We start from the raw sequence: 23,041 nt of genomic DNA on the forward strand, positions 1-23,041 counted from the left end.
GTGCATCAGGCCTGGGCGGCCCACCACTGCTTCAGCGCGACGACCGCGGCGTCACGGCCCATGGGACCGTTCTCCAGCCGCAGCTCCAGCAGGAACGCGTACGCCTTGCCGATCACCGGACCGGGGCCCACGTCGAGCACCCGCATGATCTCGTTGCCGTCCAGGTCGGGCCGGATCGCGTCCAGCTCCTCCTGCTCCTGCAGCTGCCCGATGCGCTCTTCCAGCCCGTCGTAGGTCCGGGAGAGGGCGTTGGCCTTGCGCTTGTTGCGCGTGGTGCAGTCGGACCGGGTCAGCTTGTGCAGACGCTCCAGCAGCGGCCCCGCGTCACGGACGTAGCGCCGGACCGCGGAGTCGGTCCACTCCCCGTCGCCGTAGCCGTGGAAGCGCAGGTGCAGCTCCACCAGCCGGGAGACGTCCTTGATCATGTCGTTGGAGTACTTCAGAGCGGTGAGCCGCTTCTTGGTCATCTTCGCTCCCACCACCTCGTGGTGGTGGAAGGAGACCCGGCCATCGCTCTCGAACCGGCGGGTGCGCGGCTTGCCGATGTCGTGCAGCAGGGCTGCGAGCCGCAGAACCAGGTCCGGGCCGTCCTCCTCCAGCGCGATCGCCTGCTCCAGCACGATCAGCGAGTGGTCGTAGACGTCCTTGTGCCGGTGGTGCTCGTCACTCTCCAGCCGCAGCGCGGGCAGCTCGGGCAGCACCCGGTCGGCCAGCCCCGTGTCCACCAGCAGTCCCAGACCCTTGCGCGGGTGGGCGGACAGGATGAGCTTGTTCAGCTCGCCCTGGACCCGCTCCGCGGAAACGATCTCGATCCGCTCGGACATCGCCTTCATGGCCGCGACGACCTCCGGGGCGACCTCGAAGTCCAGCTGCGCGGCGAACCGCGCCGCGCGCAGCATCCGCAGAGGGTCGTCGGAGAAGGACTCCTCCGGTGTTCCGGGCGTGCGCAGCACACCGGCGGCCAGGTCCTGCAGGCCGCCGTGCGGGTCGACGAACTCCTGCTCGGGCAGGGCCAGGGCCATGGCGTTGACCGTGAAGTCACGCCGGAGCAGGTCCTCGTCGATCGAGTCGCCGTAGGAGACCTCGGGCTTGCGCGACGTACGGTCGTAGGCCTCCGAGCGGTACGTCGTCACCTCGATCTGGAAATTCCGTACGTCGTCCCCGACGCGGGCGCTCTTCTGGGCCCCGACCGTGCCGAAGGCGATGCCGACGTCCCACACCGAGTCCGCCCACGGCCGGACGATCTTCAGAACGTCCTCGGGGCGGGCATCGGTGGTGAAGTCGAGATCGTTGCCGAGACGCCCCAGCAGCGCGTCGCGGACGGACCCACCGACCAGGGCAAGGCGGAATCCCGCCTCCTGGAAACGGCGGCCGAGCTCGTCGGCGACAGGGGCGACCCGCAGCAGTTCACTGACCGCGCGGAGCTGCACCTGACTCAGGGCACTGGGGTTGTCTTCGTTGGCGTTCGGCACAACAGAAAAGGGTACGTGCCCGTCCCCCCGGGAGCCGCCCCGTTTTGCCGCCCCCCGGTACCCGGCCGCCGGGGCCCTGAGCCGATCATGTGGAGCAAGGCGCGGCACTCGCACACAGCGGGCCTCGTTACCATGCGTGGACGCACAAAAGACGACCACTGACACTTCGAGGGACGGGCTAGCGCGTGGCCGAGGCGGCAGACAACCAGGGGGCGTCCCCCACTCCTGCCCGGCGCCGGTGGCTGCGGCGTGCCATCGTCCTGCTCGCCGGGACGCCCGTGCTGGCCGCACTGATCTACTCTCCCGCACCCCGGGCCGAGGCCGCGCAGGCCGCGTCCGTGGACGTACAGCTGACCTCCATGGCCCCCACGGCACCGGTCAAGGGCGACACCCTCACCATTCGGGGCACCGTACGCAACACCGGTGCCGAGACGATCACCGACGCGCATGTCGGCCTGCGGGTCGGGCCCGCGCTCGCTGACCGCACATCCATCGACGAGGCGGCGGAGCGTACCGGCTTCCGGGCCGGCGCCGACCCGGGCGAGGTCGACCCGGCCTACGCGGTGAAGATCGCCTCCCTGCCGTCCAAGATCAGCCAGGAGTTCACGCTCACCGTCCCGGTGAACAAGCTGGAGCTGGACAAGGACGGCGTCTACCAGCTCGGTGTCTCCCTGTCCGGGGTGACCGAGAGCCGGCCGTCCGAGCAGGTGATGGGCATCAAGCGGACCTTCCTGCCCTGGCAGCCGGAGGCCGCCGCCAAGCGCTCCCAGCTCACCTACGCCTGGCCGCTGATCTCCACCACGCACGTGACGGCGGAGACCGGCTCCGACGAGCTCCAGACCCCTGTCTTCCTCGACGACTCCCTGGCCGACGAGCTCAAGCCGGGCGGGCGCCTGGAGCAGATGGTCACCCTCGGCAAGGACCTGCCGATCACCTGGGTCATCGACCCCGACCTGCTCTACACGGTCGACGCGATGACCAAGGGCTACCGGGTCCGCAGCGCGGGCGGCAAGCCCGTCCAGGGCAAGAGCAAGGCCGTGGCCGAGCAGTGGCTGAACTCGCTGGAGGCGGCCGTACAGGGCAAGAAGGTCGTCGCCCTGCCGTTCGCCGACCCCGACCTCGCCTCGCTCGCCCACCACGGCAAGGACGTCTCCGGCACCCTCGGCCAGCTGCGCCCCGCCACCGACAAGGCGAAGCAGGCCGTCGAGACGGTCCTGCACGTCCCCGCGTCCACCGACTTCTCCTGGCCCGTGGACGGCGCCATCGATCCCTCGATCGTCAACGTCGCCACCTCGGCCGGCGCCCACAACGTCCTCACCCGCAGCGACAGCCTCGTGGAGAGCGGCGCCCTCGGGTACACCCCGTCGGCCGCCCGCCCCATCGGCGCCGGCACCACCGCGGTCGTGGCCGACGCCGATCTGTCCACCGCCTTCGACGGCGACATGCTGAACGCCGGGGCCTCCACGCTCGCCGTGCAGCGGTTCCTCGCCCACAGCCTCGCCCTGAACCTGCAGAAGACCGACGAGCCGCGCAGCTTCGTCGTCGCCCCGCAGCGGATGCCCAGCGTCAGCCAGGTCCAGTCGATGGCCGAAGCCGTCCGCGGCCTCCAGGCGGGCCGCTGGACCCAGCCCGCGGACCTCGAAGCGGCCGCCGCCGCCAAACCCGACCCCGGAGCCACCACCCAGGTGCCGGGCGCCGGCCAGTACCCCGAGGCCCTGCGCAAGCAGGAGCTGCCCGTGTCGGCCTTCGAGAAGATCCGCACCACGCAGAACACCCTCGACCGCTTCAAGGTGATCCTCGCCGCACCCGACCGCGTGGAGATCCCCTTCGGCAACACCACCAACCGGGAGATGTCCACCTCCTGGCGCGGGCGTCCCGAGGAGGCCCGCCTCTACCGGGACCAGGTGCAGGACTACCTGATCGGTCTGACCGAGAAGGTCAAGGTCGTCCCCAAGTCCGACGCCACCTTGTCGGGACACAGCGCCACCATCCCGGTCAGCGTCCAGAACAGCCTGGTCCAGGACGTCCACGACCTCGTCCTGCGCGTGAAGTCCGCCAACCCGACCCGCTTGATGTTCAGCCAGAACGAGCAGCAGGTCACCGTCCAGGGCGACCACACCCAGACGGTCAAGTTCACCGCCAACGCCACGGCGAGCGGCCCCGTCGAGGTCACGGCGCAGCTGTTCACCAAGGACGGCATCCCCTACGGCAAGGAACGCACGTTCACCGTCGAGGCCACCGAGATCACGCCCACCGTGATGCTCGTCATCGCCGGCGGTGTGCTCCTCCTGGTCCTGGCAGGCATCAAGATGTACGCCAGTCGCAAGCGCGTCGCAGCACGCGCGGCCGCCGAGGAGAGCACGCAGCCGAGTGACGAGTCCCCGGACACCGGAGCGCAAAGCACCGAGGGGTCCGGCACGAGTGAGACAGTGGACCGTTGATTGACGCCGTGGCCGGTCGGCCTGGGGACGATGAGGTGGGGTTTCGATGAACGCGCCGTACGACGGTGACCGCGCGCAGGGCACTGGTGGGCCTGCGCCCTCCCAGGGCACTGCCCCGGGCACCCCGGTGCCCGGGCAGGTTCCCGCGCCTGCGCCCGCGCCGGAGCCTGACCCGTATGTCCAGGACGCCTACGCCTACGACCCGTACCGGTCCCAGGACCTGTCGGCCCAGGATCCGGTCGCCGAGGTGCTCTACGACCGGGCCTCACACCCGCCGCCGCCTCCCGGCACCTTCCAGGAGCCCGGCCCGCTCTACGCCGCGCCGACCGCGCCCTCGTACTCCCCCGACCCGCGCGTCTGGGCCCAGACCCCGCCGCCCGAGCCGGACGGCCCCTCGCGCCACCTGCCGTACGGCGACCACGCCACCACCACCCAGTTCGTCGGCGTGGACTCCCTCGTCACCAACGCTTCGGACGAGCAGTCCGCACCGGACGCCTTCGCGCACCTGTACCGGGACCAGGAGGCGGCGCCCCGGACCCCCGCTGAGGAGGCGCCCGTCGCCGCCCCGGCGCCGAGCAAGCCGGCCGGACGGGCCTCCAGCCTGCTGAAGTCCAGCGCTCTGATGGCCGCGGGCACGATCGTCTCGCGCATCACCGGCTTCCTGCGGACCCTGGTCATCGCCGGTGCCATCGGTGTCGGCACCTTCAACGACACGTACCAGATCGCCAACACGCTGCCGACGATGATCTACGTCCTGGTCGGCGGCGGCGCCCTGAACGCCGTCTTCATCCCGCAGCTGGTCCGGGCCATGAAGAACGACGACGACGGCGGGCAGGCATACGCCAACCGGTTGCTGACCCTCGTCGTGGTCCTGTTGGCAGGCATCACCACCATCTGCGTCCTGGCCGCACCGGTGTTCATCACGATGATGTCGCCGAAGATCGCCTCCGACCCGCAGCAGATGGACGTCGCGGTCGCCTTCGCCCGCTACTGCCTGCCCACCATGTTCTTCATGGGCGTGCACGTGGTCCTGGGTCAGATCCTCAACGCCCGCGGCCGCTTCGGCGCGATGATGTGGACCCCGGTCCTCAACAACATCGTGGTCATCGCCACCTTCGGCGCCTTCATCTGGGCCTTCGGCGGCTTCACCACCTCCGGCGTCAACGCCGCCACCGTCACCCCCGAGGGCGTGCGCCTGCTGGGCCTGGGCACCCTGCTCGGCCTCACCGTCCAGGCCCTCGCGATGCTGCCGTACCTGCGCGACGCGGGCTTCAAGCCGCGCCTGCGCTTCGACTGGCGGGGTCACGGCCTCGGCAAGGCCGCCCGCCTGGCCAAGTGGACGTTCTTCTTCGTCCTCGCCAACCAGGTCGGCCTCGTGGTCGTCACCCAGCTCGCCACCTGGGCCGGTGCCGTCGCCGAGAAGCAGGGCCACCCCGGTACCGGCATCACCGCCTACAACTACGCGCTGCTGCTCTGGCAGATGCCTCAGGCGATCATCACCGTCTCCGTCATGACGGCCGTGCTGCCCCGCATCTCCCGCTCCGCGCACGACGGCGACGCCGCCGCGGTCCGCGACGACATCTCCTACGGGCTGCGCACCTCGGCCGTCGCGATCGTGCCCTGCGCCTTCGCGTTCCTCGCCCTCGGCGTCCCGATGGCCACCCTGCTCTACGCCGGCTCGGGCTCGGGCGCCCAGAACATCGGCTACATCCTGATGGCGTTCGGCCTCGGTCTGATCCCGTACTCGATCCAGTACGTGGTCCTGCGCGGCTTCTACGCCTACGAGGACACCCGCACGCCCTTCTACAACACCGTCATCGTCGCCGCCGTCAACGCGGCGGTCTCCACGCTGTCGTTCTTCGTGCTCCCCGCCCGGTGGGCGGTGGTCGGCATGGCCGCCGCCTACGGGCTCGGCTACGCCGTCGGCGTCGGAGTGGCCTGGCGTCGCCTGCGCACCCGGCTCGGTGGCGACCTGGACGGGGCACACGTCATGCGCACCTACGCCCGGCTCACCGGCGCCTGCGTCCCGGCAGCCGCCGTGGCCGGCGCGGTCGCGTTCGGGGTCACCCAGTGGCTGGGCAGCGGAGTCACCGGCTCCGCCACCGCCCTCCTCACCGGCGGTATCGCCCTGGCCGCGGTGTTCCTCATCGCCGCCAAGCGGATGCGGATCGAAGAGCTCAACGCGATGGTCGGAATGGTCCGCGGACGTTTGGGGCGCTGATGCGCACAACCGTCGCCCCCTTTCGTGTGTCGTGCTTAGCGTCGGACTGTGGGCACAATTGGCATGGCTTCGCAGACTGGCCTACAGCGCGCAACGGATGGGGAGGCGGGAACGACGGTGGCGGAACGTAGCACGGCTGCCGTCGACGTGGCCGACAACAGCGGCGATGAGCCGCTGACCGCTCAGGCGGCACGGGCCACGTCCGACGGGGTGGACATCCAGAACGGACGAGCCGCGGACGGACCCATGCCCGACAAGGACGGCGAACGCACCAACGCGGCCCCTGCGGCCGCTCCCGAACTGCACAGCGGACACAAGCTCGCCAGACGCTATCGGCTGGAAGAGTGCGTCACCCGTGTGGACGGATTCAGCAGTTGGCGCGCGATGGACGAGAAGCTGCGCCGGGCCGTGGGCGTGCATCTGATGCCCGCCGACCACGCGCGCGCCCGCTCCGTCCTGGCCGCCGCCCGGTCCTCCGCCCTGCTCGGCGACCCGCGGTTCGTCCAGGTGCTGGACGCCGTGGAGGAGAACGACCTCGTCTACGTCGTCCACGAGTGGCTGCCCGATGCCACCGAACTCACCGCGCTGCTCGCCGCGGGCCCGCTGGAGGCGCACGAGGCCTACCAGCTCGTCAGCCAGGTCTCCCAGGCGATGGCCGCCGCACACCGTGAGGGGCTCGCCCATCTGCGGCTGACGCCCAGCGCGATACTGCGCACCTCCACGGGCCAGTACCGCATCCGCGGCCTCGCCGTGAACGCCGCCCTGCGCGGCATCACCAGCGAGACCCCGCAGCGGGCCGATACCGAGGCCATCGGCGCGCTCCTGTACGCCGCGCTCACCCAGCGCTGGCCGTACGAGAGCGACGCGTACGGCCTCACCGGCCTGCCCAAGGGCGTGGGCCTGATCGCCCCCGACCAGGTACGCGCCGGTGTCCACCGGGGCCTGGGCGAACTCGCCATGCGCGCGCTCGCCAACGACGGAGCCACCGCCTCCCGTCAGGAACCCGCCTGCACCACCCCCGACGAGCTGGCCAAGGCCGTCGCCGCGATGCCCCGCATCCGGCCGCCGGAGCCCGCCTTCACGGCCCCGCCGGAGTACCAGCACACCACCTACCAGCAGGGCAACTACGGCCGCCCCACGCCGCCCGGCGTGACCACCGTCCAGGGCCGGCCCCTCGCACCTCCCCCGCCCCCCTTGCAGAGCCGTACCGGCAAGGTACTCAAGTGGGGCGTCGCCGCCCTGCTCATCGCCGCCCTCGGCCTGGGCAGCTGGCAGCTGGCCGACACCCTCCTGGAACACAAAAACCAGAAGGGCAACAGCGGCACCAGCAACAACCCCAAACCCGGCACCGACGACAACCCGAAGGAAGCCGAACCCGGGAAGCCGCTGCAGATCACGGACGTGTCCGAGTTCTCTCCGCACGGTGCGGCGACCAAGCCGAAGGACGTCGGCAAGACCGTCGACGGCAACCCGGACTCCGCCTGGATCACTCTCCAGTACCTGGGCTACCCCAAGTTCGGCAACCTGGACGAGCGCAGGGACGGCAGCGGCATCGTCATCGACCTCGGCAAGGTCCAGAACGTGTCCGCGCTCGACATCGACCTGCACGCGGCCGGCCAGGAGGTCGAGATCCGCGCGGCACAGGCGTCGGCCTCCCACCCCGACTCGCTGTCGGACTTCGGCCAGCAGATCAGCAAGCCGGAGCGGGCCGGCAAGAAGCTCCAGGTCGCCCTCGAAAATCCGGTGCTCACCCGCTACGTGCTGGTCCACCTCACCGAACTGCCCGCCGACGGGGAGGGCGGTTACCGGGGCGGGATCAGCGAGATCAAGGTGATCGGCCCGTCGTCCTGACCACACCCGCCCGGCCGCGCGAGGCCGCTCCGCGGCCGGGCCGCGTGATTCTTTACGCGCCCGGCCGACGCCCCTAGGCTCCGTCCGGGGAGGAAGCAGGTGTGATGCGAGAAGAAACCACGGAAGGCCGCAGCGACCAGGAGCTCCTGGCCCTGCACACCGCGGGGGATCCCGAGGCCTTCGGTGAGATCGTGCGGCGGCACCGCGACCGGCTGTGGGCCGTGGCACTGCGGACCCTCGGGGACCGGGAGGAGGCCGCGGACGCCGTCCAGGACGCCCTTGTGTCCGCCTACCGGGCCGCGCACACCTTTCGCGGGGAGTCCGCCGTCACCACCTGGCTGCACCGAATCACCGTCAATGCCTGCCTCGACCGCGCCCGCAAGGCCTCCTCGCGCCGGACCGCGCCCCTCGACGACACGGACCGCCTGGAGCACCTCCTGGAGCCCCACGAGTCCGCGGAGGCCCCCGCGGAGCGCCAGGACCTCCATCGCCAGCTCCTGGCCGCTCTGAGCACCCTTCCGGCCGATCAGCGGGCCGCGCTCGTCCTCGTCGACATGCAGGGATACCCCGTCGCCGAGGCAGCCCGGCTCCTCGACGTCCCCACCGGCACCGTGAAGAGCCGGTGCGCACGTGGCCGGGCCAAACTCGTGCCGCTCCTCACTCATCTGCGCACGAATGCCGGGGATAACACCGCCATCGAGCGGGGAAGGAACCGGACGCCGGGCCCACCCGTCCCACCAGCGGCAGAACCCAGGCATCCAGACCCAGACGCTGTGAAGGGCGGAGGTGGACGACCGTGACCCCGCCCACTGGCATGTCCGGCACGACCGGCGCGATCCGGCACCCGGACGTCTCGGAGATCTCCGACCTGACCGAAGGTCTGCTCTCCCCGTCCCGTACCGCCGAGATCCGCCGCCATCTCGGCGACTGCGCCCTGTGCGCCGACGTCCGCGCCTCCCTGGAGGAGATCCGCTCCCTCCTCGGAACCCTCCCGGGCCCGGCCCGCATGCCCGCCGACATCGCCGGCCGGATCGACGCGGCCCTCGCCGCGGAGGCCCTTCTCGACGCGACCCAGCCGCAGGCCCAAGCCGAACCGGTCGACCAGCCCCGCACACCGGACCGCGATGTTTCACGTGGAACGCCCCCAGCTACCGCTGGGAGGTACCCCCGGACCGCTGGTCACCCGACCGGCCCAACCGGACCCGGCCGACGCCGCGCGCGCCGCCGGATCGCTGTCCTGGCCGGCTTGGCCGGAGCCGCCGCCTGCGCCCTGGGCATCTTCCTGTTCGGCGACTTCTCGGCTTCGCCCACCCAGGAAACCGCCAGCGGCCGGGCGGCCGACTCCGCCGAGCAGCCGTCCGCAGCAGCAGCCGGGGGCGTCTACACCGCTCAGGGCCTCCAGGACAGCGTCAGGCAACTCGTCGCAGCCGACCAGGGCGCCAAGAACGTGCCCGGGGAGCAGAACAACACCCTCGGACTGGAGAACACCGGCCCCGTCCCGGGTGACAAGCGGGCGGCGCCTTCCCTACCCACCTGTGTCCAGCAGGCCACCGGCCGTCCCGACACACCGCTCGCTGCCGAACGCGGCAATTTCCAGGGCACCCCCGTCTACCTCCTCGTCCTGCCGCACCCGGCCGACCCCACCCGGGTCGACGCCTACCTGGTCGACACGGCGTGCGAGCGGACCGGTTCGGCGGACCCCGGAAAGGTCCTTCTGACGAGCACCTATCCGCGGTAGCCGAGGCGTTCGGGGCCGTCGTGGAGCGGGCGGGGAATGCATGCGCCGTAGGATCCGTTGGGTGGGGTGAGAGTCCGCACCGGCCCCCGGTAGGCAGTACGCAGTCCGCAGAGACGAGGAAGAAACCCGTGAGCGACGTCCGAAACGTGATCATCATCGGCTCCGGGCCGGCCGGTTACACCGCCGCCCTGTACACCGCACGCGCTTCGCTCAAGCCGCTGGTCTTCGAAGGTGCCGTCACCGCGGGTGGCGCCCTGATGAACACCACCGAGGTGGAGAACTTCCCGGGCTTCCAGGACGGCATCATGGGCCCCGACCTCATGGACAACATGCGTGCCCAGGCCGAGCGCTTCGGCGCCGAACTGATCGCGGACGACGTCGTCGCCGTGGACCTCAGCGGTGAGATCAAGACCGTCACCGACACCGCCGGTACCGTGCACCGCGCCAAGGCCGTCATCGTCACCACCGGTTCCCAGCACCGCAAGCTCGGCCTGCCCAACGAGGACGCCCTCTCCGGCCGCGGTGTCTCCTGGTGCGCCACCTGCGACGGTTTCTTCTTCAAGGACCACGACATCGCCGTCGTCGGCGGCGGCGACACCGCGATCGAGGAGGCCACCTTCCTCTCGCGCTTCGCCAAGTCCGTCACGATCGTCCACCGCCGTGACAGCCTGCGCGCCTCGAAGGCCATGCAGGACCGTGCCTTCGCCGACCCGAAGATCACGTTCGCCTGGGACAGCGAGGTCACCGAGATCCACGGCGACCAGAAGCTGTCCGGCCTCACCCTGCGCAACACCAAGACCGGCGAGACCTCCGAGCTGCCCGTGACCGGCCTCTTCATCGCCGTCGGCCACGACCCGCGCACCGAGCTCTTCAAGGGACAGCTCGACCTCGACGAGGAGGGCTACCTGAAGGTCGAGGCCCCCTCCACCCGGACCAGCGCCACCGGCGTGTTCGGCGCCGGCGACGTCGTGGACCACACCTACCGTCAGGCCATCACCGCCGCAGGCACCGGCTGCTCCGCCGCCCTCGACGCCGAGCGCTTCCTCGCCGCGCTCGCCGACGCCGAGAAGGTACACGCGGCGGTCTGACCGGCCTGACTTCCCCACCGCCCCACCCCACACCCCGCAGGCAAGAAGAAGGAGGCCGCTGTGGCCGGCACCCTCAAGAACGTGACCGACGCTGACTTCGACGAGCAGGTCCTCAGGAGCGACAAGCCCGTACTGGTGGACTTCTGGGCCGCCTGGTGCGGACCGTGCCGCCAGATCGCGCCGTCCCTCGAGGCGATCGCCGCCGAGCACCCCGAGATCGAGATCGTCAAACTCAACATCGACGAGAACCCGGACACGGCTGCCAAGTACGGCGTCATGTCCATCCCGACGCTGAACGTCTACCAGGGCGGCGAGGTCGCCAAGACCATCGTCGGCGCGAAGCCGAAGGCCGCCATCCTGCGCGACCTCTCCGAGTTCGTCGAGGTCAAGACCGCCTGACGCGATCGATGTTTCACGTGAAACGGGGCCGCCCCAGGAAGGGGCGGCCCCGTTCCGCGTCTCGGGCTCACAGCGGCCGCAGCGCCGGCTCCTTGCGCGCCGCGCCCAGCAACCGGTCCAGCGCCAGCTCCACGTCTTCCTTCCAGGACAGCGTCGAGCGAAGCTCCAGCCTCAGCCGGGGATGCACAGGGTGGGGACGGACCGTCTTGAAGCCGACTGCGAGCAGGTGATCGGCCGGCAACAGACACGCCGGCCCCTCCCAGTGCGCGTCCCCGAACGCCTCGATCGCCCGGAACCCCCGCCGCAGCAGGTCCTTGGCCACCGTCTGGACCATGACCCGCCCCAGCCCCTGCCCCTGGTACCCAGGCATGATCCACGCCGTGATGAGCTGCACGGCGTCGGGCGAGACCGGGCTGGTCGGAAAGGCCGTGGCGCGCGGCACGTACGCCGGCGGTGCGTAGAGGACGAAGCCCACCGGGATCTCGTCCACATAGACCACTCGGCCACAGGATCCCCACTCCAGCAGGACTGCGGAGATCCACGCCTCCTTCTCCTGCGCTGGAGTACCCGCCTTCACCGCGGCCTCACCACTGACCGGGTCCAGCTCCCAGAACACACAGGACCGGCAACGACGGGGCAGGTCCTGGAGGTTGTCCAGCGTGAGCGGTACCAGCCGACGACCCATGACCGCATCGTATCCACTGGTCGATCGTTCTTCGACAGCAAAGCGAAGGGGCGGATCGCGTCGGTGTACACCCTCGCGATCCGCCCCTTCGGCGCCTGGGAATCACTCCCCGGCAAGACCCTGATCCAGCACCCGGCCCTCGCCCGGCGCCAGCGTCCCCAGGATCCGCTCCAGATCCTCCATCGAGGCGAACTCGACGGTGATCTTGCCCTTCTTCTGGCCCAGATCCACCTTCACCCGCGTCTCGAACCGGTCCGAGAGCCGCGTCGCCAGCTCGCTGAGTGCCGGAGCCACCCGGGCACCCGCACGCGGACCCTTCGGCTTCACCACGCTCGACGGCTCCGAGGCCATCAGCGACACGATCTCCTCGACCGCACGCACCGACAGACCCTCGGCCACGATCCGGTGCGCCAGCTTGTCCTGCGCCTCGGAGTCCTCCACCGAGAGGAGCGCACGCGCGTGCCCTGCCGACAGCACACCCGCGGCGACCCGGCGCTGCACCGAAGGGGACAGCTTCAGCAGCCGCAGCGTGTTCGACACCTGGGGACGCGAACGCCCGATCCGGTCAGCCAGCTGGTCGTGGGTGCAGTTGAAGTCCTTGAGCAGCTGGTCGTACGCCGCGGCTTCTTCCAGCGGGTTCAGCTGAGCCCGGTGCAGGTTCTCCAGCAGCGCGTCCAGCAGCAGCTTCTCGTCGTCCGTCGCCCGGATGATCGCCGGAATGGCCTCCAGCCCGGCCTCGCGGCAGGCACGCCAGCGCCGCTCACCCATGATCAGCTCATAGCGGCCGGGGGCCGACTGCCGCACCACCACCGGCTGGAGCAGGCCCACCTCCTGGATGGAGGTCACCAGCTCGGCGAGGGCGTCCTCGTCGAACACCTCACGCGGCTGACGCGGATTCGGCGTGATCGCGTCCATCGGGAGCTCGGCGAACATCGCCCCCGGCACCGCATTGCCCACGGTCTCGGTCTCGGGCTCCGCATCGGGCACCGGGACCACCGCGAGCGATGTTTCACGTGAAACATCGGCCTGTACGAGCGCAGCGAGCTTCGCCGCAGCGACCCCGCGCTCCGAAGCCAGTGTCGGCACCGCCGACGGGGACGCCGAACCGGCGCTGATCACCGGCGGCGTCTTCTCTTGCGGAGCCGCGGGGATCAGCGCACCGAGCCCCCGCCCCAGACCCCTACGTCGCTCACTCACTGGATCCCCTCCGCCATACTCTGCGTGCTGTTCGTGCCCGGGCCCAGATGGGCGTGCCGGGCGTCGTACTGAATGCCGACCCCCCGATACGCGATCTCTCGCGCTGCCTCCAGGTAGGAGAGGGAACCGCTGGAACCCGGGTCGTACGTGAGCACCGTCTGCCCATAGCTCGGCGCCTCGGAAATGCGCACCGACCGGGGGATGCTCGTGCGCAGCACCTCCTTGCCGAAGTGGCTGCGCACCTCCTCCGCCACCTGCGAGGCCAGCCGCGTCCTGCCGTCGTACATCGTCAGCAGGATGGTGGACACATGGAGGTTCGGGTTGAGGTGGGCCCGCACCAAATCGACATTACGCAGCAGCTGACCCAGCCCCTCCAGTGCGTAGTACTCGCACTGGATCGGGATCAGCACCTCCGCGCCGGCCACCAGTGCGTTCACCGTCAGCAGGCCGAGCGAGGGAGGGCAGTCGATCAGGATGTAGTCGAGGGGCTGGTCGTACGCCTGGATCGCCCGCTGGAGGCGGCTCTCCCGCGCCACGAGAGACACCAGCTCGATCTCCGCACCCGCCAGGTCGATCGTGGCCGGGGCACAGAAGAGGCCCTCCACATCCACCACCGGCTGGACGACCTCCAGCAGGGGCCGGCTGTCCACGAGCACGTCGTAGATGGACGGCACGTCGGCGTGGTGGTCGATGCCCAGCGCCGTGGACGCGTTGCCCTGCGGGTCGAGGTCGACGACGAGGACCCGGGCACCGTGCAGCGCGAGGGAGGCCGCCAGGTTCACGGTCGTCGTGGTCTTACCCACGCCGCCCTTCTGGTTGGCGACCACGATGACCCGGGTCTGATTCGGCCGGGGCAGCCTCTCACCGGCGCGCCCCATCGCCTCGACCGCCTGCTGGGCAGCTCGGCCGATGGGGGTGTCGTTGTCTACAAGAGGCGGAGGCGATGTTTCACGTGAAACATCCTCTCCCGCCGATTCAGAGCGGGGACCGGGGACCGGGTCGGCCATCGGCCCCGCGAGGTTGGCGTCGGACCGCACGGTGTCACTCTCCTCGACATCAGGCTCGCGATGAACAGAGCCTCCCATGTCACCCGGGTCGCGAACCAGCGGGGCCCGTACTCCTGTGGATGAATCCACCGTTGTGGACAACTCTGTCCCCCTTGCGTCCTTGCGCTGGAGGGGGGAGGCAGCCGCACGACCGCGGCTGATGATTCCGTGCAGCAGAGAGCGACGTTTCACGTGAAACACGATGCCCGGGCGGAGTCTCCCGGCCTCTACGACACTCCGAAATCCATACCTATAGGGCCCAACACGGATGAAGTCTCCCGTGTGGGCCCCGGCTCGCAGCGAATCAGCGGAAGATCACCGGCGTCGGCGGGTACGTCCCACGCGCGCCGCCTTAGCCCGCTTGGCCGCGAACCTCACCCCTCCAGGGCTCTCTCCGACCTCGACCCGCACCACCGTCGTCTGCGGGTCCACCAGACCCTCGCCCACGTGCAGCACCGAGGTCTTCACCACACCCAGCTTCGCCAGCGCCGTCTTCGCCGACACCAGCTCCTCGTCCGCGGTGTCGCCCTTCAGCGCCAGCATCTCGCCGTACGGCCTCAGCAGGGGCACGCCCCAGCCGGCCAGCCGGTCCAGCGGAGCCACCGCCCGCGCCGTCACCACGTGCACCGGCTGAAGCTTGCCGAGGACCTCCTCGGCCCGACCGCGCATCACCGTGACGTGGTCCAGGCCCAGCAGCTCCACGGCCTCCTGGAGGAAGGTCGTACGCCGCAGCAGCGGTTCGAGCAGCGTGATCTTGAGATCCCGTCGCACCAGCGCGAGCGGGATGCCGGGCAGACCCGCACCCGAGCCCACGTCGCACACGGTGACGCCCTGGGGCACCACCTCCGACAGCACAGCGCAGTTCAGCAGGTGCCGCTCCCACAGGCGCGGCACCTCACGCGGCCCGATCAGGCCCCGCTTGACTCCTGCGTCCGCCAGCAGCTCCGCGTACCGCACAGCTTCCGGGAAAAACTCACCGAACACCGCGCGCGCCTCTTCAGGCGCCGGGGGAAGCTCAGCTGCCTCCGTCACGGGGACCGTCCTTCCGTACCGCATGGTTTCTGAAAACCACGTCTTCGAGATGAGGCGTCGTTCACCTGTCAGGCCAGGCTGACAAACATCGGCCCCGCCTGCGACACAGACGGGGCCGAACAACTCGTGCCGACGATCAGGCCGGGAGCACAACGACGAAGCGCTGCGGCTCCTCGCCCTCGGACTCGCTCCGCAGACCGGCGGCCGCCACGGCGTCGTGGACGACCTTCCGCTCGAACGGGGTCATCGGGGCCAGCTTCAGCGGCTCACCGGACGCCTTCACGTCCGCCGCCGCCTTGGCGCCCAGCTCCGCCAGCTCCTCGCGCTTCTTCGCCCGGAACCCGGCGATGTCCAGCATCAGCCGGCTGCGGTCCCCGGTCTCCCGGTGCACCGCGAGGCGGGTCAGCTCCTGCAGAGCCTCCAGAACCTCACCGTCGCGGCCCACGAGCTTCTGCAGATCACGGCTGGCCGAGTCACTGACGATCGACACCGCGGCCCGGTCGGCCTCGACGTCCATGTCGATGTCGCCGTCCAGGTCGGCGATGTCCAGCAGACCCTCGAGGTAGTCGGCCGCGATCTCACCCTCCTGCTCAAGGCGGGTCAGGGTGTCGCCACTCTCAGCGGCGGCGGTGGTGGTGCCTTCCGTCACGGGAGGGACTCCTTCTTACTTCTTGGGAGCGGGCTTGCTGGGGGTCTGACGCTGCGCCTTCGACTGGCGCTTCGGCTGCTGCCGCTTCGCGGCACCGCCGCTCGCCGCATCCGAGTCCGCCGTGGCCTCGACACTCTTGATCACGGAGCCGTCGGGCTGGGCGGCCATGCCCTGCTTGGTGAGGGCGGCGATGAACTTGCGCTCGTTGTCGTTGCGGTCCGGGCCCTTGGCGACGATCGCGGCGACGACCCGCTTCTTGCCCCGGCCCTTGAGCTCACCGTGCGAGCTGATCTGCTTCAGCAGGCGGGTCAGGTACTGGTCCTGCGCCTTGCTGCCCGGCGTCGGGTTCTGGTTGATCACGTACATCTGCTGGCCCATGGTCCACACGTTCGTGGTCAGCCAGTAGACGAGAACACCGACGGGGAAGTTGATGCCCATGACCGCGAAGATCACCGGGAAGATGTACATCAGCATCTTCTGCTGCTGCATGAACGGCGTCTTGACCGAGAGGTCGACGTTCTTCTGCATCAGCTGACGCTGGGTGTAGAACTGCGACAGCGACATCATGACGATCATGACGGCGGTGACGATCCGGACGTCCGTCAGCGTCGCGCCCAGGGCGGCGACCTTCTCCGGGCTGTCCATGAACTTGGCGGCGATCGGCGCACCGAAGATCTTGGCCGCACGGGCACTGTCGACCAGCTGCTGGTCCATCGCGCCGACCGGCTTGCCATCGGCGATGTTCGACAGCACGTGGTACAGGGCGAAGAAGAACGGGGACTGCGCCAGGATGGGCAGGCACGAGGAGAGCGGGTTGGTACCCGTCTCCTTGTACAGCTTCATCATCTCTTCGGACTGGCGCTGCTTGTCGTTCTTGTAGCGCTCCTGGATCGCCTTCATCTTCGGCTGGAGCGCCTGCATGCCCCGCGTCGCCTTGATCTGCTTCACGAAGAGCGGGATCAGGCAGATACGGATCAGGATCACCAGGGACACGATGGACAGGCCCCAGGCCAACCCACTCGACTTACCGAAGATCGCCCCGTACAGCGAGTGGAACTGGACGATGATCCACGAAACGGGGTAGGTGATAAAGCTGAACAGACTGGCAATCGTGTCCACTAATCAGGCTCCTTGAGCATTGCGAGATCTACGCAACGCACTGCGCAGCTGCTCGTGCCAACGCGGGCGTTTACGGGCTGGGACATGGTCCACGCCACCCGGGGACCACGGATTGCACCGCAGGATCCGCCAGGCGGTCAGGGCCGTCCCCTTCACCGCACCATGCCGGTCGATGGCCGTGTACCCGTAGTGCGAACACGACGGGTAATAGCGGCACACCGGCCCGAGCAGCGGACTGATCGTCCACTGGTACAGCTTGATCAAAGCGAGCAGCGGGTACTTCATCGAGCCACGCCTCCCAGGAGCCGCACCAGAGCGGCATCCAGGTCCCGGGCCAGCTCGTCGGGGCCGGCATCACCCGCTCCGGGCAACGCTCGTACCACCACCAGGCTACCGGCGGGCAGCTGAGACAGCCGCTCGCGGACCAGATGCCGCAGACGGCGCTTGACCCGGTTACGTATGACGGCGTTGCCGACAGCCTTGCTGACGACGAAACCCGCACGCGTCGAGGGATCGATCTCCCCCGGCTCGTGCGGGTCCGTTGCACCGCATGTACGTAGATGGACGACGAGGAGCGGGCGACCAGCCCGGCGTCCTCGGCGTACCGCGCTCGCGAAGTCCTCGCGCCGCCTCAGCCGATTCTCGGGAGACAGCACGACGTCACGACCTGCGTGTGGTTACGCGGAAAGGGCGGCGCGGCCCTTGCCACGACGGTTCGCGAGGATCGCGCGACCGGCACGGGTACGCATCCGCAGGCGGAAGCCGTGGGTCTTGGCACGACGGCGGTTGTTCGGCTGGAAGGTGCGCTTGCTCACTCGGGGGCTCCAGAGAATGAATCGTTGTGGCGGGACATCGCCTGGCTGTCACCGTGCGCCCACGAGGAAACTCGCGTGTTCGCCCGAGTGGCACCGCTAAATGATCACTATCAGTGACCTTCGCCCATCGGTAGGCAGGCGGCAGCAGCCATCGACAACTCGACCTCGTTACGGTACGCGCGGCTACGCCATCCGGTCAAACCGAGCCGACGTGACCCCGCACTGTGCACAGGCTGTGGACAACGACTTGAACCGCACCCTCTGGCCTGACTACCGTTGCCTGACCCCGGATTTTTTGTCCCGACCGTCCCAAAGAACCACACATTCGTGGGACCCCTGTGAGAGAGCGTGCTCTGTGGCTGACGTACCTGCCGATCTTGCCGCAGTGTGGCCAAGGGTGCTCGAAAAGCTCCTCGGGGAGGGACAGCCGGGGATCGAGCCCAAGGACAAGCAGTGGGTCGAGCGGTGCCAGCCCCTGGCGCTCGTCGCCGACACCGCGCTGCTGGCCGTCCCCAACGAGTGGGGCAAGCGCGTCCTCGAAGGCCGCCTGGCCCCGCTGATCAGTGACGCGCTCAGCCGGGAGTGCGGCCGCCCCATCCGGATCGCCATCACCGTCGACGACTCCGTCGGCGAGCCCGCACCCCCCGCCCCGCCCGTCCAGCAGCAGAACGGGTACGAGCCGTACGGCGGCCAGCGCTCCGGCGGCGGCCCCGGCGACGACCAGCTCCCCACCGCCCGCCCGGCCTACCCGGACTACCAGCAGCAGCGCCCCGAGCCCGGCGCCTGGCCCCGCGGCGGCCAGCAGGACGACTACGGCTGGCAGCAGCCGCGCCTCGGTGGTTTCCCCGAGCGCGATCCGTACGCCTCCCCGCAGCCCGGCTACCTCCAGCAGTCCGAGCCCTCCGGCTACGACCAGGGCTCCTACGAGCAGCAGAAGTACGAGCAGTCCGGGTACGAGGACCGTCAGCAGCACCAGTCCCATCAATACGAGCAGCAGCCGTACGAGCCCCAGCAGTACGAGCAGCCCGCGCCGCGCCAGGCTCCCGGCCGGCCCGCGGCGCCGCCGTCCCCGTCCGGCGGCTCCACGTCGGGCCCGCTGGAGCCGACCGCACGGCTGAACCCCAAGTACCTCTTCGACACCTTCGTCATCGGCGCCTCCAACCGCTTCGCGCACGCCGCGGCGGTGGCCGTCGCCGAGGCACCCGCGAAGGCCTACAACCCCCTTTTCGTCTACGGGGAGTCGGGCCTCGGCAAGACGCACCTGCTGCACGCCATCGGGCACTACGCGCGGAGCCTCTATCCCGGCACCCGGGTGCGGTACGTGAGCTCCGAGGAGTTCACCAACGAGTTCATCAACTCGATCCGCGACGGCAAGGGCGACGCGTTCCGCAAGCGCTACCGCGAGATGGACATCCTGCTCGTCGACGACATCCAGTTCCTGGCGAGCAAGGAGTCGACGCAGGAGGAGTTCTTCCACACCTTCAACACGCTCCACAACGCCAACAAGCAGATCGTGCTCTCGTCCGACCGGCCGCCCAAGCAGCTGGTCACCCTGGAGGACCGGCTCCGCAACCGCTTCGAGTGGGGCCTGATCACCGACGTCCAGCCGCCCGAGCTGGAGACCCGTATCGCGATCCTGCGCAAGAAGGCCGTCCAGGAGCAGCTCAACGCCCCGCCGGAGGTACTGGAGTTCATCGCCTCCCGTATCTCCCGCAACATCCGCGAGCTGGAGGGGGCGCTGATCAGGGTCACCGCCTTCGCGAGCCTCAACCGGCAGCCGGTCGACCTGGGCCTCACCGAGGACGTCCTGAAGAACCTGATCCCGGGCGGCGAGGACAGCGCGCCGGAGATCACCGCCTCGGACATCATGGCCGCCACCGCCGACTACTTCGGCCTGACCGTGGACGACCTGTGCGGCTCCTCGCGCAGCCGGGTCCTGGTCACCGCCCGGCAGATCGCCATGTACCTGTGCCGGGAGCTCACCGACCTCTCGCTGCCCAAGATCGGGGCGCAGTTCGGCGGCCGCGACCACACGACCGTCATGCACGCGGACCGCAAGATCCGCGCTCTGATGGCCGAGCGCCGCTCCATCTACAACCAGGTCACCGAGCTCACCAACCGCATCAAGAACGCCTGAGCACGGCCCCCCGGCACCCGGTTCGGGGCCGCTTCAGGGCCCTTCCACACGCTTCCAGAGGGCGCTCCCGGTCCACAACGGGGGCGCCCTTCGTCGTTCGCGCGCCCCTGACCTGTTCGAATACGCCCCCGGAGGAGCAACTCATCCACAGATTGGGAGACTTTCTTCCGTCCACAGCCTGGGGACGGGTCACGTCGCCCACAATCTGTCCACAGGCATGCGGGGTGAGGATCCATCAGGGCTGGTCAGACCCCTGTGGAATTGTGCACAAACGTCATCCACAGGCTGTGGACAAGTTTTTCGTCCACAGCCCTGTCCACGGCGTTGTCCACCGTCGGCCCACAGGTTTCCACGTCCTGTGCACAGGATGCGCGGTCTTCTCCACACCCTTGTCCACTGTTCGGCAACACACCACCCCCTCTCACCGCCCGGAGTGAAAGCCGTCACACGGATGTAGACGTTTGGCTTGTGGAGTACCGGGGGAAAGCTGGGGACACACCTGTGGAGTAATCGGGGTCACCTGGGGACAGCCTGTGCAGAACTTTTCGTTCTCCACAGGTACAGGGGGTTGTCCACCGGTGTCACCCACAGGGTCGGTGGATAAAAAACCAGGGTTGACCTGCGAGAACGGGCTTATCCACCGTTTCCACAGGCCCTACTACTACCCCCATAGAGAGTTAGGCCGGTTTCGGTTTTCAAGCGGGTCCTGTGCACAACTCGTCGATCGCCCGCCCCCACGCCTCGCTCCCGACTTGACCGCCAGCCGCACCGAGTGTCGGCGCCGTACGTCAGACTGGTCCCCGGCATCGGTCGAGGCATCGACGAGCCGACGACGAAGGCCGGCAGACGAGCGAGCAACAGCAGGAGGCGGTTCCGGTGAAGATCCGGGTGGAGCGCGACGTACTCGCGGAGGCGGTGGCTTGGGCCGCCCGTAGCCTCCCGGCCCGGCCGCCGGTGCCCGTTCTCGCGGGGCTGCTGCTGAAGGCCGAGGAGGGCACCCTGAGCCTCTCCGGCTTCGACTACGAGGTCTCGGCCCGGGTGTCCGTCGAGGCGGACGTCGAGGAGGACGGCACCGTCCTGGTCTCCGGCCGGCTGCTGGCGGACATCTGCCGCGCCCTCCCCAACCGCCCGGTGGAGATTTCCACAGACGGTGTACGGGCGACCGTGGTCTGCGGCTCCTCGCGCTTCACCCTCCACACCCTGCCTGTGGAGGAGTACCCGGCGCTGCCGCAGATGCCGACCGCGACCGGCACCGTCGCCGGCGAGGTCTTCGCCTCCGCCGCCAAGCAGGTGGCCACCGCCGCCGGCCGCGACGACACGCTGCCGGTGCTGACCGGTGTGCGCATCGAGATCGAGGGCGACCGCGTCACCCTGGCCTCCACCGACCGCTACCGCTTCGCGGTCCGCGAGTTCCTGTGGAAGCCGGAGAACCCGGACGCGTCCGCCGTGGCCCTGGTGCCCGCCAAGACGCTCCAGGAGATCGCCAACTCGCTGACCAGCGGTGACACCGTCACCCTGGCGCTGTCCGGCTCCGGTGCGGGCGAGGGCCTGATCGGTTTCGAGGGCGCCGGCCGCCGCACCACCACCCGGCTGCTCGAAGGCGACCTGCCCAAGTACCGGACGCTCTTCCCGACGGAGTTCAACTCCGTCGCCGTGATCGAGACCGCGCCCTTCGTCGAGGCCGTCAAGCGCGTGGCCCTGGTGGCCGAGCGCAACACCCCGGTCCGCCTGAGCTTCGAGCAGGGCGTGCTGATCCTGGAGGCCGGTTCCTCCGACGACGCACAGGCTGTGGAAAGGGTCGACGCGCAGCTCGACGGTGACGACATCTCGATCGCCTTCAACCCGACCTTCCTGCTGGACGGCCTGAGCGCGATCGCGTCCCCGGTGGCCCAGCTCAGCTTCACCACCTCGACCAAGCCCGCGCTGCTCAGCGGCCGCCCGGCGGTCGACGCGGAGGCCGACGAGGCCTACAAGTACCTGATCATGCCGGTCCGGCTGTCCGGCTGACGTTCCACCTGTCGACGGCGGGCCCGGTTTCGCACGCAGCGGACCGGGCCCGCCGTCGTCCACAGGCTGGGGAGGACGCCGGGAAAACCGGCAAACCCGGACCGGCCGCCATGGAGCGCCCGCAGGGCCCGCCGCCACGGCCCGGCGTAGGCTCGGATCCGGTGGGCGACCCCCTGCGCGTCCGGCGAGGACACGGCCGGGGAAGCCCCGGCAAAGACGGCCACAACGCTTAAGGAACCACCTGATGGAGCTTGGTCTCGTCGGTCTCGGCAAGATGGGCGGCAACATGCGCGAGCGCATCCGCCGCGCCGGCCACACCGTCATCGGATACGACCGCAACCCGGACCTCGCGGATGTCCACAGCCTGCAGGAGCTTGTGGACAGCCTGCAGGCCCCCCGCGTCGTGTGGGTCATGGTCCCGGCCGGTGCGGCCACGCAGTCCACGGTCGACGAGCTCGCCGAGCTGCTGTCGCCCGGTGACATCGTGGTCGACGGCGGCAACTCCCGCTGGACCGACGACGAGAAGCACGCCGAGGAGCTGAAGGCCAAGGGCATCGGATTCGTCGACTGCGGTGTCTCCGGCGGCGTGTGGGGCCTGGAGAACGGCTACGCGCTCATGTACGGCGGTGCCGCCGAGGACGTGGCCCGCGTACAGCCGGTCTTCGACGCCCTCAAGCCGGAGGGTGACTTCGGTGCCGTGCACGCGGGCAAGGTCGGCGCGGGCCACTTCGCCAAGATGGTCCACAACGGCATCGAGTACGCCATGATGCAGGCCTACGCCGAGGGCTGGGAGCTCCTGGAGAAGGTGGACTCGGTCACCGACGTCCGCGAGGTCTTCCGCTCCTGGCAGGAAGGCACCGTCATCCGCTCCTGGCTGCTGGACCTGGCCGTGAACGCCCTCGACGAGGACGAGCACCTGGAGCAGCTGCGCGGCTTTGCCCAGGACTCCGGCGAGGGACGCTGGACGGTGGAGGCGGCGATCGACAACGCCGTGCCGCTGCCCGCGATCACGGCGTCGCTCTTCGCCCGTTTCGCCTCGCGGCAGGACGACTCCCCGCAGATGAAGATGATCGCCGCGCTGCGCAACCAGTTCGGCGGCCACGCGGTCGAGAAGAAGTAGCACGTCCCAGCAGGGCGGCCCAGC

General features: G+C 69.5%; 19 protein-coding genes and 2 pseudogenes. 11 read left to right on the forward strand and 10 right to left on the reverse strand.

The window, feature by feature from the left end; genetic code table 11:
- Positions 1-5: 5 nt before the first annotated feature.
- Positions 6-1,472 (reverse strand): CCA tRNA nucleotidyltransferase, encoded by a 1,467-nt coding sequence (locus tag DEJ51_RS16440; RefSeq protein WP_150258241.1) that lies wholly within the window; start codon positions 1,470-1,472, stop codon positions 6-8.
- 185 nt (positions 1,473-1,657) lie between these two features.
- Between DEJ51_RS16440 and DEJ51_RS16445 the strand changes: the two genes are divergently transcribed.
- The 7 genes from DEJ51_RS16445 (at position 1,658) to trxA (ending at position 11,210) form a co-directional block, all read left to right on the forward strand.
- Complete coding sequence (locus tag DEJ51_RS16445; protein ID WP_190620419.1) at positions 1,658-3,913, forward strand: DUF6049 family protein; 2,256 nt, start codon at positions 1,658-1,660, stop codon at positions 3,911-3,913.
- 46 nt (positions 3,914-3,959) lie between these two features.
- A complete protein-coding gene (gene murJ / locus DEJ51_RS16450; protein ID WP_150258242.1) occupies positions 3,960-6,134 on the forward strand; it encodes a murein biosynthesis integral membrane protein MurJ in 2,175 nt (724 codons plus the stop codon).
- 117 nt (positions 6,135-6,251) lie between these two features.
- Positions 6,252-7,985 carry a protein kinase family protein gene (locus DEJ51_RS16455; protein WP_150258243.1) on the forward strand — a complete coding sequence of 578 codons (1,734 nt, stop codon included), beginning with the start codon at positions 6,252-6,254 and terminating at the stop codon, positions 7,983-7,985.
- A 104-nt stretch (positions 7,986-8,089) separates the two neighbouring features.
- Positions 8,090-8,785 carry an RNA polymerase sigma factor SigM gene (gene sigM / locus DEJ51_RS16460; RefSeq protein ID WP_150261965.1) on the forward strand — a complete coding sequence of 232 codons (696 nt, stop codon included), beginning with the start codon at positions 8,090-8,092 and terminating at the stop codon, positions 8,783-8,785.
- Complete coding sequence (locus DEJ51_RS16465) at positions 8,782-9,723, forward strand: hypothetical protein (RefSeq protein ID WP_317852406.1); 942 nt, start codon at positions 8,782-8,784, stop codon at positions 9,721-9,723. The genes sigM and DEJ51_RS16465 overlap by 4 nt, the downstream gene beginning before the upstream one ends.
- Positions 9,724-9,851: 128 nt before the next feature.
- Positions 9,852-10,811, forward strand: a complete 960-nt coding sequence (trxB, locus tag DEJ51_RS16470; RefSeq protein ID WP_150258244.1) for a thioredoxin-disulfide reductase — start codon at positions 9,852-9,854, stop codon at positions 10,809-10,811.
- A gap of 60 nt (positions 10,812-10,871) precedes the next feature.
- Complete coding sequence (gene trxA / locus DEJ51_RS16475; protein WP_150258245.1) at positions 10,872-11,210, forward strand: thioredoxin; 339 nt, start codon at positions 10,872-10,874, stop codon at positions 11,208-11,210.
- A 67-nt stretch (positions 11,211-11,277) separates the two neighbouring features.
- Here the strand turns inward: trxA and DEJ51_RS16480 are convergent, their stop codons facing one another.
- The 9 genes from DEJ51_RS16480 to rpmH all read right to left on the reverse strand — a co-directional run bounded on the left by DEJ51_RS16480 (position 11,278) and on the right by rpmH (position 17,753).
- Entirely contained in the window at positions 11,278-11,895 is a 618-nt protein-coding gene (locus DEJ51_RS16480) for a GNAT family N-acetyltransferase (RefSeq protein WP_150258246.1), read from the reverse strand.
- Positions 11,896-11,997: 102 nt separating this feature from the next.
- Positions 11,998-13,092 carry a ParB/RepB/Spo0J family partition protein gene (locus tag DEJ51_RS16485; protein ID WP_150258247.1) on the reverse strand — a complete coding sequence of 365 codons (1,095 nt, stop codon included), beginning with the start codon at positions 13,090-13,092 and terminating at the stop codon, positions 11,998-12,000.
- Entirely contained in the window at positions 13,089-14,177 is a 1,089-nt protein-coding gene (locus DEJ51_RS16490) for a ParA family protein (protein ID WP_150258248.1), read from the reverse strand. The genes DEJ51_RS16485 and DEJ51_RS16490 overlap by 4 nt, the downstream gene beginning before the upstream one ends.
- Positions 14,178-14,453: 276 nt before the next feature.
- On the reverse strand, positions 14,454-15,170 hold the full coding sequence (gene rsmG / locus DEJ51_RS16495) for a 16S rRNA (guanine(527)-N(7))-methyltransferase RsmG (RefSeq protein ID WP_150258249.1): 717 nt from the start codon (positions 15,168-15,170) through the stop codon (positions 14,454-14,456).
- Positions 15,171-15,306: 136 nt separating this feature from the next.
- Positions 15,307-15,819, reverse strand: a complete 513-nt coding sequence (locus DEJ51_RS16500; protein WP_150258250.1) for a protein jag — start codon at positions 15,817-15,819, stop codon at positions 15,307-15,309.
- A gap of 15 nt (positions 15,820-15,834) precedes the next feature.
- On the reverse strand, positions 15,835-16,938 hold the full coding sequence (gene yidC / locus DEJ51_RS16505; RefSeq protein ID WP_150258251.1) for a membrane protein insertase YidC: 1,104 nt from the start codon (positions 16,936-16,938) through the stop codon (positions 15,835-15,837).
- A gap of 3 nt (positions 16,939-16,941) precedes the next feature.
- Positions 16,942-17,223: a membrane protein insertion efficiency factor YidD gene (gene yidD, locus DEJ51_RS16510; protein WP_150258252.1), complete on the reverse strand. Its 282-nt coding sequence runs from the start codon at positions 17,221-17,223 to the stop codon at positions 16,942-16,944.
- Positions 17,220-17,594 carry a ribonuclease P protein component gene (gene rnpA / locus DEJ51_RS16515; protein ID WP_150258253.1) on the reverse strand — a complete coding sequence of 125 codons (375 nt, stop codon included), beginning with the start codon at positions 17,592-17,594 and terminating at the stop codon, positions 17,220-17,222. The genes yidD and rnpA overlap by 4 nt, the downstream gene beginning before the upstream one ends.
- A 21-nt stretch (positions 17,595-17,615) precedes the next feature.
- Positions 17,616-17,753, reverse strand: a complete 138-nt coding sequence (gene rpmH, locus DEJ51_RS16520) for a 50S ribosomal protein L34 (RefSeq protein ID WP_008741645.1) — start codon at positions 17,751-17,753, stop codon at positions 17,616-17,618.
- A gap of 355 nt (positions 17,754-18,108) precedes the next feature.
- Here rpmH and dnaA (DEJ51_RS35845) point away from each other — a divergent pair.
- The 4 genes and pseudogenes from dnaA (DEJ51_RS35845) to gnd form a co-directional block, all read left to right on the forward strand.
- Positions 18,109-18,697, forward strand: a pseudogene (dnaA, locus tag DEJ51_RS35845) (chromosomal replication initiator protein DnaA); the annotation flags it as partial.
- A gap of 41 nt (positions 18,698-18,738) precedes the next feature.
- Positions 18,739-19,890 (forward strand): annotated as a pseudogene (dnaA, locus tag DEJ51_RS35850) (chromosomal replication initiator protein DnaA); the annotation flags it as partial.
- An 876-nt stretch (positions 19,891-20,766) separates the two neighbouring features.
- Entirely contained in the window at positions 20,767-21,897 is a 1,131-nt protein-coding gene (gene dnaN, locus DEJ51_RS16535) for a DNA polymerase III subunit beta (protein WP_150258255.1), read from the forward strand.
- 244 nt (positions 21,898-22,141) lie between these two features.
- A complete protein-coding gene (gnd, locus tag DEJ51_RS16540) occupies positions 22,142-23,017 on the forward strand; it encodes a phosphogluconate dehydrogenase (NAD(+)-dependent, decarboxylating) (protein ID WP_030755353.1) in 876 nt (291 codons plus the stop codon).
- Positions 23,018-23,041 lie beyond the last annotated feature (24 nt).

It is taken from the genome of Streptomyces venezuelae (assembly GCF_008642275.1).
GTDB lineage: Bacteria > Actinomycetota > Actinomycetes > Streptomycetales > Streptomycetaceae > Streptomyces > Streptomyces venezuelae_E.

Coding starts and splice junctions, on each gene's coding strand:
- sigM (WP_150261965.1), top strand. CDS start 8,090: ATGCGAGAAGAAACCACGGAAGGCCGCAGCGACCAGGAGCTCCTGGCC.
- gnd (WP_030755353.1), top strand. CDS start 22,142: ATGGAGCTTGGTCTCGTCGGTCTCGGCAAGATGGGCGGCAACATGCGC.
- DEJ51_RS16480 (WP_150258246.1), bottom strand. CDS start 11,895: ATGGGTCGTCGGCTGGTACCGCTCACGCTGGACAACCTCCAGGACCTG.
- DEJ51_RS16490 (WP_150258248.1), bottom strand. CDS start 14,177: ATGGGAGGCTCTGTTCATCGCGAGCCTGATGTCGAGGAGAGTGACACC.
- yidD (WP_150258252.1), bottom strand. CDS start 17,223: ATGAAGTACCCGCTGCTCGCTTTGATCAAGCTGTACCAGTGGACGATC.
- murJ (WP_150258242.1), top strand. CDS start 3,960: ATGAACGCGCCGTACGACGGTGACCGCGCGCAGGGCACTGGTGGGCCT.